The organism is Hwanghaeella sp. 1Z406 (genome assembly GCF_048892425.1).
Lineage (GTDB): Bacteria > Pseudomonadota > Alphaproteobacteria > UBA8366 > Aestuariispiraceae > Pacificispira.
Genome location: NZ_JBLZHU010000009.1, coordinates 1 through 14,160, shown reverse-complemented (window position 1 = coordinate 14,160; position 14,160 = coordinate 1). Strand labels below are relative to the sequence as shown.

The window sequence follows — 14,160 nt, the reverse complement described above, 5'->3', positions numbered from 1 at the left end:
ATGTCGTCTCATCTGGGCGAAAAGGAGAAATTGTATGGGTACAATTCAACTTACGCCCGGATCGATCAGGTTCTCAACGGGCACCTTCCCGGCGGGATCGGAGCGTTCTGGGCAACAGACGGATACGCCACATTTCAAGGCTGACACAGAATTTGGCAAAATGCGCCGAAACCGGAAAATGTCTGTGCTTGGCATTGTTTGGTCCGTTCTGATCCGCTGGAACCGACATTGCCGGATGCGCCACGAATTGTTGATGATGGATGCCCATCAGTTGCGCGATATCGGCATCACGGCTCAACAGGCGCAGAAAGAAGCGAACAAGTCATTCTGGCGACTTTTCCCCTAGAGTTCGCCGGAATCGGCATCGGGTGGCCCGCTGGAAGCGCGGAAGGCAGGCCGCCCGACTGCCCTTTTACAGAATGTTCTGTTACCGTCCCTGCGATACGATATTCAGGAGGTTCCGATGATTGCCCCGACAAAAGCTGAGATGACCGAAGCATTTGACCTGGTGCATTCCGTGTTTCCGGGAACGGCGCAATATGTGTGGCCCCTGTTGGCGGAAAGATTGGGATGTGAACTATGGGTAAAGCACGAAAATCATACCCCCATCGGTGCCTTCAAAATTCGTGGCGGCCTGGTCTATATCAGTGATCGCGCGGCACGGGGCCAGAAAGGCGGCATGATCACCGCGACGCGAGGCAATCATGGACAATCCATCGCCACAGCCTGTCGTCGCTTCAATACCCCCTGCACCATCGTTGTGCCAGAAGGTAACAGCGTCGAGAAAAATGCCGCGATGCGCGCGCAGGGCGGACGCTTGATAGAAAAGGGGCACGATTTTCAGGCTTCAGCGGAATATGCGCAAGAACTGGCGCACGCGGAAGGGTTGGAGATGCTGCCCAGCTTCCATGAATTGCTGGTCCGTGGCGTCGGCAGCTATGCCATGGAACTGTTCCAGGCCGCCCCGGATCTGGAAACAGTCTATGTGCCAATCGGCCTGGGTTCTGGCATTTGCGGCGTTATTTCTGCCCGCAATGCCCTGGGCCTGAATACAAAAGTGGTCGGTGTCGTCGCCCAAGGGGCCGCCAGCTATGCCCTGAGTTTCGAGGCGGGTCACGCCCTATCAACCAACAGCGCCGATACCCTGGCCGATGGCATGGCCTGCCGCGTTCCCGTGGATGCTGCCCTGGAAATCATCCTTGGCGGCGCAGACCGCATCTTGCGGGTCAGCGACGCAGAAATCGCAGCAGCCATGCGCTGGTATTATCACGACACCCATAACATTGCTGAAGGGGCCGGTGCTGCCCCCCTGGCAGCCCTGTGGCAGGAACGAGAGAAACAGGCCGGACGGAAAGTTGCCGTCATTCTGACAGGCGGCAACATAGATCGCACGCTATACACCAGAATTCTGAATGAGGTTGATGCTGACGATAGGATTTAACATGACCCGCATGTCTGACGATTACGCCAATCTAACAGAACTGCTGAATCAGGTTGTCACGGCAACAGGTGATTTTCACAAAAGCCTGTCCGACCGCCCCGTTGGCGCGCGCAAATGGGATGTCGTATCTGATATCGAACTTCCTGCCCAAGGTGTGGGCAGCAGCGAAGCATTGCGCGAGTTTCTGGCCCGTCATGGGGCAAATCTTTCGGGCAGCGTCGGCCCTCGATTTCTGGGTTATGTCACCGGGGGAACAACACCTGCCGCGATGGCCGGGGACTGGCTGGCCGCTGCGGTGGATCAGAATGCGGCCTCTCCCGGTGATTCTGCGGCTGTCGCCGTTGCGGTACAAACGCTGGACTGGCTGAAACAATTGTTCAATTTGCCTGTCGATGCCTTTGATGGGGCCTTTACGACGGGGGCCACGGGCGCAAATTTTGCCAGCCTGCTGATCGCGCGCGAATGGGCCGGGGAACAGGTCGGCTATGATATCGCCAAACGCGGTATGGCAGGCGCGCCCCCAATTGCAATTTACAGCGCCTGCCCGCATTCCAGCTTTGTCAAAGTGACCCGATATCTTGGCCTGGGAGAGAATGCCATTCGCCCCGTGGCCCGGCTGGCAGAGACCGAGGCCATGGATCCGACATCGTTGGAAAAACTGCTAAGCGCGGCCCCTTCTGGCGAACAAAAGATTGTCTGTGCCAGCGCCGGTACGGTCACGACAAACGCTTTTGATGATCTGGTAGCCCTGTCGAGCATTTGTAAGCGGCATAATGCCTGGCTGCATGTCGATGGCGCGTTCGGACTGTTCGCCCGCACAGTACCGGAACTGGCAGATCGCACATCCGGGATTGAACGCGCCGATTCGATCACCGTGGACGCGCATAAATGGCTGAATGTGCCCTATGACAGTGGTTTTTACTTCACCCGGCGCGTCGACCTGATTGAGCGCGCAACAGGCGCCCTGCCCGCCTATCTGGATGTGGAAGGAAAGGGATTGCCCCATTACGTCAATCGCGCGCTGGAAAGCTCCCAACGGTTTCGGGCGCTGCCGATCTGGATGACACTGGCGGCCTATGGCGCGGCGGGCGTGCGCGATATTGTCCGGCGCAATTGCCAGCAGGCTAAATCTTTGGCCGACTGGATCGAAGCCAGCCCGGCTTTTGAATTGTTAGCACCCACAACCCTGAACGTTGTGTGTTTCCGGGCCATTCCACCTGCTGAGCAAGAAGATGGTGATGCCTGGAACCGGGGCTTTCTGAAAGCGCTGAACGAAACCGGTGATGTTTTCATGACACCTGGCGCCTACGCTGGAAAAACCGGTATTCGCGCGGCATTCTCCAATTGGATGACGGTGCAAGAAGACCTCGACCGTGTGACAAACGCGATGCACACTACAGCCCGGACATTTTCGGCGCGCCGACAGGAGACAGAATGACCTACCCCATCTATCAATTGGATGCCTTTACGGACCGTGTCTTCACCGGCAACCCGGCTGCCGTTATGCCTTTGGATACCTGGCTGCCAGACGAAACCCTGCAAGCCATCGCGATGGAAAACAATCTTTCCGAAACCGCCTTCTATGTCCCGTTGGCCGACACCAGAAATGCTGATTTTCACCTGCGCTGGTTTACGCCAGAGATTGAAGTGGACCTGTGTGGTCACGCCACCCTGGCCAGTGCTGCCCTTTTGTTTGATCATCTGGACTATGACCGCGATGTTGTGCGTTTTCAGACTCTGTCTGGCGTGCTGACCGCAACCGCTCAGGGCAACCGCGTTGAGTTGGATTTCCCAAGTCGCCCCGGCACGGCAACACGGGTACCAGATGGATTGGCAGCCGCCCTGGGTGGCATAGAGCCCGTCGGATTTTTGCGCGCCCATAAGAACATGGCCATTCTGATGAATGAGGAAGAGGTGCGCGCCGTCGTTCCTGACCTGAATTTTATCGCCGGGATGGAAGAGGATGGGCTGATCGTCACCGCCAAGGGCGATGAGTGTGATGTCGCCTCCCGTTACTTCGCGCCCCATGCCGGAATTCCGGAAGATCCGGTTACTGGCTCTGCCCATTGCACAATCGTCCCCTATTGGGTCGAGCGTCTGGGCAAGATGCAATTGCATTGTCGCCAGGTTTCGGCCCGTGGCGGGTCCCTGTATTGCGAAGCCGCAGGGGATCGCATCCGCATCGCGGGGCGCGCTTTGCTGTATATGAAAGGCGAAATTTATGTCTGAGCCATTGGTGGATATCCGCGAAGCCAACGAGGACGGGGATGATCTCGCCTTCATCAAGACATTGTTTGTCGAATATGCTGAAACCTTAAGCTTCCATATCTGTTTTGCGGCCTTTGATCAGGAATTGGAGGCTCTGCCTGGGTATTACAGCCGCCCGGCGGGCAATATGTGGCTGGCGCGCGTCGATGGGTCGATTGCCGGATGTGTCGCCATGCGCGCCCATGAAGGCGGAACTGCTGAGATGAAACGCCTGTATGTCCGGCCCGGCTATCGCGGACATCGATTGGGCAGTCGATTGACCAAGACGGTCCTGCGCTATGCAAAATCACAAAATTATAGCGCCGTTCGATTGGACACGATGGTCGAACGCATGCGCGAGGCACAGGCATTGTACAAACAGCTGGGTTTCCAAAGACGAGACGCCTATTATGACAATCCCCCAAAAGACCTGATATTCTATGAACGAGACCTTCAAACCCTTAACATTTAATATAAAATAACTATAAAATTTTCCCTATAAAATATAAGGACTTCAATTTTTAATATTATTTAAAAAAAGTCTGTGATTACGATGCTTATTATTTTTGGATCACTCGTTCACAATAATTTTATACCTCTAATTTTACAAAACCAGCCGGAAATCACATGCGTATCCCTTTGGGGGTTCAATGAACGACAAAGGGATTACTGAAATGAAAATCACGAAATTCGTCACCGCAGCCGTCCTTTCGCTGGGCCTGTCAGCCCAGGCCATGGCCGCAGATATTGTGGACACTGCGAAAAGCGCCGGAAGCTTCAATACCTTACTGGCCGCCGCCACAGCCGCAGGTCTGGTAGATACGCTGAAAGGGCCTGGTCCCTTGACCGTATTCGCCCCGACAGATGAGGCCTTTGCCGCCCTGCCCGCTGGAACTGTTGACGATCTGTTAAAGCCGGAAAATAAGGCAAGTCTGGTTAAGATCCTGACCTATCATGTTGTGCCCGGCAGCGTCATGGCGGCAGACCTGAAAGATGGCATGATGGCCAAAACGGTTGAAGGATCTGACGTGACCATTGATCTGGATATGGGGCCTATGGTGAATGATGCGAAAATCATCAGCGCCGATGTGAAGGCCGACAATGGTGTTATCCATGTCATCGACAAGGTGATCATGCCACCAATGTAAGAGATGGCAATCTATCACCCTTTTAAGATGATAAAGAAACCGGCCATCCAAACGGGGTGGCCGGTTTCACTGTTTCTGCAAGATGTTCAAACGCCTCAATGATCAGAAATCGGGCCGTCCTTGAACAGGAATTCTTTCAAAAACCCATCGAAATCGGTGCTGTTTCGGCGAATCCATTCCAGCACCATGGCAGCGTGCTCCATCTCTTCGCGCATATTATGCAACAGAATCTCTTTCAACACCTCGTCATCACAGTCATCAGACCGTTGACGATACCAATCAACCGCTTCCAATTCCTCCATCAGCGATACAATCGCGTGGTGAAGATGGATTGTTTCCTTGCTCAGTCTTTCGCGAGGGGCATGTAGATTATCGCTGGATGCAGCCATGGAATTCTCCTTACATTTACTGTGACAGTGGTTACACATGTTAGGGATAGATCAAAATCGTGAACGATCAATGCCTCGCGTTCACCCAGAATCCGATAGTACCTGAATTGTGTCACCGCTGCACCGAAAACTCAAAGCGTGCAAACCGCATAGAATGTTAAAATTATCCCGCAATCCATGTTGCCTATTTCCGTGGAAAGGCGCACTACTGTCCGTGCTGACGAACAGTGCAGCGGTTCAAATATAGCCCCGGACTGGAAGGCACGATTTTGAACCAAAGGATTATCCGATCCAGAAACGTAATACCCGGCTTTGCCGCAGTTAGAACGTGATCGACGCGGAGTCCATGTCAAAACAGAATATGACTTATGCCCCCTGTTAAGCGGAATTTCAGGTGGCGATGACGAAACCAGAAGGAACAAATTTACTATGGCCCGTGCCCCTCTTCAAATTGGCTCAATCTATGAAAGCGTTGGCAGTTGGCGGTTGCGTTGGCAGCTTTCAGAGATTGTCGATTCTCCAGGATTCCCGCTGCATGTCCGCCTCAGTTCTTTGGGCACATCCAAGGATGTTCGCCTGTTCGCGTCTGTCGTGCTGAACGACACCAGCCGCTTTCGCCTAATACAACAAAATGAAAATGTGGTTGAATAAAACGAGTCGCATTCCTAGGTCTGGTGAAGAGTAAAACGCATTAACAACCGACCTAGGAGAAAAACCTAATGGCTACTGCAAAAGAAAATAGTGCCGCTGATATTGAAGAACTTCGCGCGGACTTGAACAATTTACGAAATGACATGAAGCAACTGCTGAATCATTTTGGCGATAGTTCTGAATCAAGAACTGAACAGTTAAAAGAACGCCTTTCTGCTGCATCTCATCAAGCTGGCGAAAGACTTACCGCCGCAAAAACAGTTGCGGATGCGAAAGTCGCTGAAAATCCAATGAGCGCAATCGCCATCGCTTTCGGGATCGGGCTCGTCGCCGGCAAAATCCTGGACCGGCGTTAAATGAGCCTGATCATGGCACTTTTTCGCAATAAACTGCGCAACGGCGCCCTGTGGGGCGTCGTTGCCGTAACCAGTCTGGTGGGACTGGCCCTGGCGACCGTCGCTTTAGTCCTGTGGCTATCGACGGAATTAAACCCGGCTGCGGCCTTTGCCATAGCGGGTGGGCTTTGGTTTTTCCTGCCCTTAATCTTTGTCTTGGTGTTCACACAGTCACCAGAGTCAAAAACAAAATCGGAACCAACCCCGACAAAAGTTGGTGTGGGATCGATGCTGACGGCATTTTCGGCGGGAATCGCGATGTCCCAGGGACGCTCGAAGGAAGCAGCGGAAATGTTTCAGGAATTGGACCCGAAATAGGTCCCTCGCTGCCGCGGGATTGACCTTCTGTTCACATCAGCCAATTTGCGTTAGCCTTCTTTCCAAAACAGATTTTAGGGAGGAAGAAACCATGCAAACCGGTGCATCTAATGCGCAACTGTCATCAAGTGTTCTGACACAGGACCAGATTGACACTTATTGGCGCGAAGGCTTTGTTCTGGCCCGCAAGGCCCTGTCAAATGATCTGCTGGATCGCCTAACAAAGGCAACTCACGGGCTGATGGATCAGGCCAAAACCCTGACCAAATCTGATCGCCATTTCGATCTGGGACCGGAGCACAGTGCGACCCATCCTGCCCTGCGACGCATTTCCAGCCCTACCGAGTTGGATCCGGTTTTTGAAGAGGCGATCTTCGAATCCCCGGTGGGCGATGTGGTCGCAGAGCTTATGGGCTGCCCGGTCAAATTCTATCACGCGAAAATTAATTTCAAATTTCCAAGCACCGATAGCGCGATCGTGCAATGGCATCAGGATTGGACGCATTTCCCGCATACCAACAGTAATCTCGCGGCAATCAGCCTACCCATGACGCCACGGACCGTTGAAAATGGTGCCATTGCCTTTGTCCCCGGCAGCCACAAGAATGGACCGTTAAGTATTTGGAAAGACGGGAAATACGTGTTCACCTGCGAACATGATGTCGATCCACAGGTCTTGCGGGATGCGACTGTCGTGCCATGTGAACCTTGTGATGTGCTGGCTCATCATGGGCTCACAGTGCATGGATCCCCCGCCAACAATACGCAAGACACCTGTATCACGCTGACAATTCAATTCGCAGCGGCAGATGCCTTTGCCTATACCGCGCCCGTGATTGACAGCCGCCATCGCAACCGCATGGTGCGTGGCGAACCCGCCCGCTTCGCGAGACTGGAGGCGGGAATGATTGAACTGCCCCCTGATTTCAGCGCTGGATATACATCCCTGTTTTCAAATCAAGACCGCGCGAAAATGTAACCAACCCGGCAGCAGAAAAGCGATTCTGTTGCCCTGGATCAAAGCAACGGCAAATTCTCTGCGTTAGTAATTGAGTATAGAAACGGGCAGAGAAGATTATCGTTATGTTAAAAGACAAAACTCCATTCACTGTTAGGACCTTTCTCAGGCCCTTAGCAGGTCTGGCTTGCATGAGTCTGATCCTGTTTTGGGGCGATGCAAGCTATGCGCAAACCACCCAGACCACAGGCAATCCCGCTGTTGGGGAAAAAATCGTTTCCGCTTATGGATGCGCCCAATGCCATTCATCAGACGGTGCGGTCCTTAAACCCGGCGTCCCGAATCTGACCGGACAGAAAGCCGCCTTTCTGGTGCGGACCATGATGCATATGCGACTTGAAACCATTAACGATAAGGACGGGAAGCTCCTGATCCATCGCTATCATCCCGTGATGACAGAAATTTTGAACACGCTCTCCCCCTGGCAGATCCGACAGATCGCGGCCTATTATGAGCACCTACCCTGTATCGACCAATCATCCAAACAGACTGAGAGTGCGCCCCCGCGTGGGGTCGATCATTGCGTTACATGCCATGGCGGCAAAGACAGCAGTAACCCCTGGCAGGATACGCCCTATCTGGCGGGGCAGGATGAAACCTATCTGAAGCAACAAATACAGCAATTATGGGAAAGCCAGGCACATGAGCATGCTGGCCCGAAGCGATATCACCGTCTGGCAGGTATCATGTTCTTTGACGGCCATAGGCCCTATCTGGATGCCTATGCGGAATACTACGCCGGGCTTAGCTGTGCCCTGCGTAACCCTTGAGTCCTAAGGTCAGATCTTTGATTTTCTGCTAAAAACCATCTTCTGCCCGGCAAGTTTCTCTTCATCCCCGATCCATGCCCAAGCCAGAAGCGAAGGGTTTCGATCCGAAACAGTGATTCGATGGAGATGGTTCGGAGGATTGAAGATCAGGGAGCCCGGGGCAAAGACACCATGATTGTTTTCCGAAACCGCCCCAGACAGGCAAACATAGCTTTCTGAAATGCCATCATGGGCATGGGCGGGATAGGTACATCCAGGGGCAAATAGCACCAATCCCAGGATCACCTTCCGGGTGATGACTGGGCCATTTGGCCCTGCTATTTCCGTAAAACCATAGCTACGCTCCAGCCCTTTTGGTACTTTCTCATAGCCATATTGCCATGTCAGAGACGGGCTGACGGCTTCCAGTGATCGAATTAAACCCGCAAATTTTTCAGACTTTCCCTGATCCAGTGATCGACGCAGATGCTGTACCACTGGCACTGTATTTGGATCCCGTAGTTTAATCTCTGGATTATCCTGGATCGTTCGACTGATCGCTTCCCGCACCACCCGTTGATGGGCGCGTATCGGCGCGCTGCCGCCCGATGGCAGAAATCGATACAGCTCATAGTATTCACGCAACAGATAACGCCAGTTCGGGTCATTTGAAAGCCGTGTCTCGGTCATGGAAATCCCCTGGTCGCATTAAAAGGAACAAATCAGTTAAGCCTTCACACGCTCTGCCCTTGGGTCATAGAGTGCACCTAACTGAGCGGTTGCCTTGTAGCGTTTCCAAGCAATCTCAACTTCATATGTCCCCGCAGCGATCCAGTCTTTTGTAACATGGCCGCCATCTTCGTCCGGACAGGTAATATAGCCCATAGCAATGGACTTGTTCAGGCGATGCCCCCAGGCACCGCTGGTCGTGCTGCCAACGATCCTGCCATTCCGCAGGATCGGTTCTTCATGAAACATCATGGGCGCATCGATATCATCCTGGTCCAGCACCAATTGCACCAGGCGCCGCGCCGGAATGCCCGCCTGCTTCTGCCGCAACAGGACATCTCGCCCGATAAAATCAGGCTTATCCCAGTCAACGGCAAAGCCAAGACCTGCCTGAAGCGGAGAATCCTCTTCTGCAATATCATGCCCCCAATGCCGGAATCCCTTTTCCGTGCGACAGGCATTCAGGGCGAAATATCCCGCATGGGTCAGCCCATGATCCGCGCCAATTTGTGTCAGATGATCATATACATGCAGGGCAAATTCGGCGGGGATGTATATTTCCCACCCCAATTCCCCAACATAGGTGATGCGCCCGGCCTGAACCTTTGCATAGCCCAATTCAAGCTGTTGCATCGTTCCAAAGGGGAAGGCGTCATTGGATAAATCCGCCCCGGTTGCAGCCTGCAACAGCGCACGGCTGCCCGGCCCCATCAGGCCCAGCATCGGCAGACCGGATGTGATATCCATTGCAACGCATCGGGCATCTTCCGGGATATGACGTTGCAGCCAGGCGAAATCGCGGACCTGGGCGCCGCCTGCTGTAACAACCAGATAGGCGGTTTCCGAAAGGCGGGTGACGGTCAGGTCGGCCTCTATCCCGCCGCGCTCGTTCAGCCATTGCGTATAGACCATCTTGCCAATCGGCACATCGACCTGATTGGCGCAGATGCGATTTAAGACTGCGCAGGCATCCCTCCCCTCCACCCGGAACTTAGCAAAGCTGGACTGGTCGTACAGCACAACACCATCCCGTGTCGCCCGGCATTCTGCGCCAACGGCATCAAACCATCCAGGCCGCCCATAGGAATAATCGAAAACCCGGTCTTCCGCCTTACTGGCAAAAAACATCGGCCGTTCCCAGCCCGCCGTCTCCCCCCAGACAGCCCCGGCCTTTTCCAGGCGATCATGAAACGGGGTCTTGCGTATGCCACGGGACGTGGTGACCTGATAATTCGGCCAGTGCATGGCATATAGAAGACCAAGTGTTTCCGTTGTGCGGTCCCTTAGATAGGTCTTGTTGTTCTGAAAAGCCGCCATACGACGAACATCAACATCAGCCAGATCCATTGGCGGATGACGGTCGCGAATCCAATCGGCCAACACGCGCCCGACCCCACCCGAAGACTGAATACCAATGGAATTAAAGCCACAGGCAACGAACAGGTCTTTGACCTCCGGCGTTTCACCCAACAGATAGCGATCATCCGGCGTGAAGCTTTCCGGACCATTAAAGAACAATTGAATCCCGGCCTTTTGTAAGATCGGCATGCGCTCCATGGCAAATTCCAGCACCGGCTCGAAATGCTCAATGTCTTCCGGCAGCGTGTCGAATTCAAAACTGTCAGGAATGCCGCCCATGCCCCAGGGTTTGGCATTGGGTTCGAATGCGCCCAATAATATCTTTCCGGCATCTTCCTTGTAATAGGCATATTCATCAGGGATGCGCAGCACAGGAAGGTTTGCGGGAACCTCGGACATCGGCTCTGTTACAATATAAAAATGCTCCGCTGCATGAAGCGGCAGATTAACGCCGATTGCTGCGCCTAAATCGCGGGACCACATGCCGCCGGTCAGAACGACGGTTTTAGCCCGAATTTCCCCCTTATCGGTCAAAACACCAACGGCGCGCCCGCCTTCAACCAGAATGCGCTCCACCTTTGTCTGTTCAAAGATCTTCGCGCCCCGCATCCGCGCACCTTTGGCAAAGGCCTGGGTCGTGTCGATGGGATTGGTTTGTCCATCCTTTGGCAGAAATACACCGCCGACCACATCTGACGTATCAATAAGAGGATACAGCGAGCTGATCTCCTCTGCCGTCAGAAGATTTACTTCCAAGCCGAAGCTTTTTCCCATCGACGCGCCGCGTTTGAATTCTTCAAACCGCGCCTGTGTCTTTGCAACGCCAATGGAGCCATTTTGTTTAAAGCCCGTGGCCTGGCCCGTTTCCGCTTCAAGCCCGGCAAACAGTTCAGATGTGTATTTTGCCAGTTCGGTCATGTTGCGGGTGGCGCGCAATTGCCCGACCAGCCCCGCTGCATGCCAGGTCGTGCCACAGGTCAGCTGCTTGCGCTCACAAAGCACGACATCGGTAATACCGATCTTGGTCAGGTGATAGGCGATAGAACATCCGGCAATGCCACCACCAATGATGACCACCTCTGCCTGCTGCGGAAACTCTGCCATGGAACTTAACACCTTTTGAACGACTGCCTGTGGTTTCAGACACGATTTATGGCATTGCTTCGCATGGCTTGCAGCGACAATCTTCTGATCCTTGGATTATTTTCGATCCCCCTTTTCGCCGGGCTGGGGTTGCACCATCACAGGGACTCCCTAAGTTTTCTAGCATGCGCTTTTGGGCAGGCTTGGCCACCTTCAACATTGATCACAATATTGCGATTGGCCCTCAATGGGCTTTTCCTATTTAGTGGTTGCATCGCTTGGATTGAATATGATCGCTCTAAGAGACTGTGGAACAGGAAAGGACTGTGACTTATGCGTTCTAAATATTTCAAAGGACTAGCTGGCCTTGCCTTGGGCGGCATGGCGTTTTTCGCCTACCAGAGTTTTGCGGTGAATACATCTGTCACGGCAGCAGATATGATGACCGTATCCGCCGAGGAAGCGCACGAAACCCGCGAAGGGGCCATGAAGGCGATCGGTGGTCATTTGAAAGCATTGGGAGCGGTCGCCAAGGGTGAGATGGCACCGGATGCCGGCACTGTCGTGCATGCAGAAAGCCTGGCTGCGATGTCCCACACAGTGAAACTGCTCTTCGCGCAGGAACTTATTTCCGACAAAAGCCGCGCCAAGCCTGAAATCTGGTCCGACTGGGCGGGATTCAGCAAGGCCGCCGACGATCTGTCCATGGCGACCGCTGCAGTGGTTGAGGCTGCAAAGGGTGGCGATCCCGCCGCAATAGGGGCCGCTTTGGGTGATGTTGGCAAGGCTTGCGGTGGCTGTCACAAGCCTTATCGTGGACCTGAAAAGTAATCTGACCAGACGGGGCCATTCTGTTGTTTGAAGAATTGAACCGATTTGTTGCGCGGATGGCTGTGGCTTTGATTGGGTTGATCGCAGCCACAGCCTCCGCTGCGGCACAAGACAGTGTGGCGCGGGGTGAGTATCTGGTGCGGGCGGCGGGCTGTATTGCCTGTCACACTGACGAGAAATCCGGCGGTGCACAGTTTGCCGGTGGTCGCGCCCTGCCAACGCCGTTTGGCACTTTCTATTCCTCGAACATTACGCCTGATCCAGAAACCGGGATTGGGAATTGGAGCGACGCAGATTTCATCACCGCCCTGCGGGAAGGACGATCTCCAGAAGGCCATCTGCTCTATCCCGTTTTTCCCTATAGCAGCTATACCAAGATGCGCGACGAGGACATGCTGGCAATCAAGGCCTATCTGTTCGCGCAACCGCCGGTGCAACAGGAAAACAAAACTCAGGAACCGAATTTTCCGCTGGGATGGCGTTTCTTGCTGAATGGCTGGAAAGTGCTGAATTTTGAATCCGGCCCAATCGCGGATGATCCTGCCCAAAGCGAGGCCTGGAATCGCGGGCGCTATCTGGTCGAAGCCCTGGCCCATTGCAGTGAATGCCATACGCCCAGAACACTGACCGGCGGATTGGATCAGGATCTGTATCTGGCCGGCACCGCCGATGGCCCGGAAGGGGAGAAAGTCCCCAATATCACACCAGCCGAGTCCGGCATTGCAGACTGGAGCGAGACCGACATCGCCTATCTGCTCAAAGAAGGCCTGAAACCCAATTACGACAATGTTCAGGGCAGTATGGCCGAAGCGATTGACGATGGTCTGAAATACCTGACCGACGAAGATTTGAATGCCATCGCAACTTACCTTAAATCAATCCCCCCGATTGAGCATAAAGTCGGGAAATAGAGCCGCCCCGTCTTCCCCTCTCTGCAAATTCCTTCTCATCCAAACGACCTCTAATTCTGCGGATATCGTCACCCCGGACCTGATCCGGGGTCCAGAGCGGCACGCACGATGGGTGCTTGTAGCCCTGGATACCAGCCTGCGCGAGTATGACGGGGATGTAGGGTCCCATTCTCATCCTGAGGAGGCGCGATAGCGCCGTCTCGAAGGAGGGGCTGTAAGTCCGGTGCTTGCAGAGGGCTCCCCCTTCGAGACGCTACGCTCCTCAGGGTGAGGGCGCGTTTGTGTGATACATCGTCACCCCGGACGTGATCCGGGGTCCAGGGCGGCAGGCGCGATTGGTGCTTGTAGCCCTGGATACCCGCCTGCGCGAGTATGACGGGGATGCAGGGTCCCATTCTCATCCTGAGGAGGCGCGATAGCGCTGTCTCGAAGGAGGGGCTGTAAGTGCGGTGCTTGCAGAGGGCTCCCCCTTCGAGACGCTACGCTCCTCAGGGTGAGGGCTCATTTGGCTAAGTTAGCGTCACCCCGGACTTGATCCGGGGTCCAGAGCGGCACGCACGATGGGTGCTTGTAGCCCTGAGATACCCGCCTGCGCGAGTATGACGAAAAAGTCTGAATTATACCCCTGCCCCTTGAGGGGGGAGCCCCATCTTTTACCCCTCCCCCCTTGAGGGGGGGAGGTTGGGAGGGGGGTGCTCTCTCCTCCGCAATCAACCCTACTGCAGGGAAAGGCCTTGCGGCCTTGTCACCCCCACCCCAACCCTCCCCCCTCAAGGGGCAGGGCTATCGCATATGAGCGAAGAGCTTTGTGAGGAAGGCATCATCCCATCCGGCGCGTTTGATTTTGCCCTTGATGGAGCCTTTGTCGTCATTGGCTTTGATGATGTTGAG

The 14,160-nt window shown here is 54.3% G+C and carries 16 protein-coding genes; 13 read left to right on the top strand and 3 right to left on the bottom strand.

The genetic code is table 11. From position 1 onward, the window contains the following. The first annotated feature begins 34 nt into the window (after positions 1–34). From ACOSDR_RS16415 to ACOSDR_RS16390, 6 genes are all read left to right on the top strand, one after another. Positions 35–346 carry a DUF1127 domain-containing protein gene (locus tag ACOSDR_RS16415; protein ID WP_420725331.1) on the top strand — a complete coding sequence of 104 codons (312 nt, stop codon included), beginning with the start codon at positions 35–37 and terminating at the stop codon, positions 344–346. Between the two features lie 117 nt (positions 347–463). Beyond that, positions 464–1,441 (top strand): threonine dehydratase, encoded by a 978-nt coding sequence (locus ACOSDR_RS16410; RefSeq protein ID WP_420725332.1) that lies wholly within the window; start codon positions 464–466, stop codon positions 1,439–1,441. Between the two features lies 1 nt (position 1,442). Further along, complete coding sequence (locus ACOSDR_RS16405; RefSeq protein WP_420725333.1) at positions 1,443–2,879, top strand: pyridoxal phosphate-dependent decarboxylase family protein; 1,437 nt, start codon at positions 1,443–1,445, stop codon at positions 2,877–2,879. Next, positions 2,876–3,670: a PhzF family phenazine biosynthesis protein gene (locus ACOSDR_RS16400; protein WP_420731931.1), complete on the top strand. Its 795-nt coding sequence runs from the start codon at positions 2,876–2,878 to the stop codon at positions 3,668–3,670. The genes ACOSDR_RS16405 and ACOSDR_RS16400 overlap by 4 nt, the downstream gene beginning before the upstream one ends. After that, positions 3,663–4,160: a GNAT family N-acetyltransferase gene (locus ACOSDR_RS16395; RefSeq protein ID WP_420731930.1), complete on the top strand. Its 498-nt coding sequence runs from the start codon at positions 3,663–3,665 to the stop codon at positions 4,158–4,160. Before ACOSDR_RS16400 ends, ACOSDR_RS16395 begins: the two co-directional genes overlap by 8 nt. 262 nt (positions 4,161–4,422) lie before the next feature. After that, positions 4,423–4,836, top strand: coding sequence for a fasciclin domain-containing protein (locus ACOSDR_RS16390; RefSeq protein WP_420732030.1), 414 nt, complete (start codon positions 4,423–4,425; stop codon positions 4,834–4,836). Between the two features lie 95 nt (positions 4,837–4,931). Here the strand turns inward: ACOSDR_RS16390 and ACOSDR_RS16385 are convergent, their stop codons facing one another. Beyond that, the gene (locus ACOSDR_RS16385) at positions 4,932–5,225 is read right to left on the bottom strand and encodes a ferritin (RefSeq protein WP_420725336.1); all 294 of its coding nucleotides are present in this window, start codon (positions 5,223–5,225) and stop codon (positions 4,932–4,934) included. A gap of 429 nt (positions 5,226–5,654) precedes the next feature. On the opposite strand from ACOSDR_RS16385, the gene ACOSDR_RS16380 reads away from it, so the two are divergent. The 5 genes from ACOSDR_RS16380 to ACOSDR_RS16360 all read left to right on the top strand — a co-directional run bounded on the left by ACOSDR_RS16380 (position 5,655) and on the right by ACOSDR_RS16360 (position 8,377). Continuing rightward, on the top strand, positions 5,655–5,876 hold the full coding sequence (locus ACOSDR_RS16380; protein WP_420731929.1) for a hypothetical protein: 222 nt from the start codon (positions 5,655–5,657) through the stop codon (positions 5,874–5,876). Between the two features lie 68 nt (positions 5,877–5,944). Next, positions 5,945–6,232 (top strand): DUF883 family protein, encoded by a 288-nt coding sequence (locus ACOSDR_RS16375; RefSeq protein WP_420725338.1) that lies wholly within the window; start codon positions 5,945–5,947, stop codon positions 6,230–6,232. A gap of 12 nt (positions 6,233–6,244) precedes the next feature. Further along, positions 6,245–6,589 carry a hypothetical protein gene (locus ACOSDR_RS16370; protein WP_420725339.1) on the top strand — a complete coding sequence of 115 codons (345 nt, stop codon included), beginning with the start codon at positions 6,245–6,247 and terminating at the stop codon, positions 6,587–6,589. Between the two features lie 91 nt (positions 6,590–6,680). Beyond that, positions 6,681–7,568 (top strand): phytanoyl-CoA dioxygenase family protein, encoded by an 888-nt coding sequence (locus ACOSDR_RS16365; RefSeq protein ID WP_420731928.1) that lies wholly within the window; start codon positions 6,681–6,683, stop codon positions 7,566–7,568. Positions 7,569–7,738: 170 nt separating this feature from the next. Beyond that, positions 7,739–8,377, top strand: coding sequence for a c-type cytochrome (locus ACOSDR_RS16360; RefSeq protein ID WP_420731927.1), 639 nt, complete (start codon positions 7,739–7,741; stop codon positions 8,375–8,377). Between the two features lie 9 nt (positions 8,378–8,386). Here ACOSDR_RS16360 and ACOSDR_RS16355 read toward each other — a convergent pair whose 3' ends face one another. Together ACOSDR_RS16355 and ACOSDR_RS16350 are read right to left on the bottom strand one after the other, a co-directional pair. After that, positions 8,387–9,046: a dimethylsulfonioproprionate lyase family protein gene (locus ACOSDR_RS16355; protein WP_420725342.1), complete on the bottom strand. Its 660-nt coding sequence runs from the start codon at positions 9,044–9,046 to the stop codon at positions 8,387–8,389. A 36-nt stretch (positions 9,047–9,082) separates the two neighbouring features. Beyond that, entirely contained in the window at positions 9,083–11,548 is a 2,466-nt protein-coding gene (locus tag ACOSDR_RS16350; protein ID WP_420731926.1) for a GcvT family protein, read from the bottom strand. A 312-nt stretch (positions 11,549–11,860) separates the two neighbouring features. Here ACOSDR_RS16350 and ACOSDR_RS16345 point away from each other — a divergent pair, with 312 nt between their 5' ends. Further along, complete coding sequence (locus tag ACOSDR_RS16345) at positions 11,861–12,358, top strand: c-type cytochrome (RefSeq protein WP_420725344.1); 498 nt, start codon at positions 11,861–11,863, stop codon at positions 12,356–12,358. 23 nt (positions 12,359–12,381) lie between these two features. Further along, complete coding sequence (locus tag ACOSDR_RS16340) at positions 12,382–13,269, top strand: c-type cytochrome (RefSeq protein ID WP_420725345.1); 888 nt, start codon at positions 12,382–12,384, stop codon at positions 13,267–13,269. The last annotated feature ends 891 nt before the right edge of the window (positions 13,270–14,160 follow it).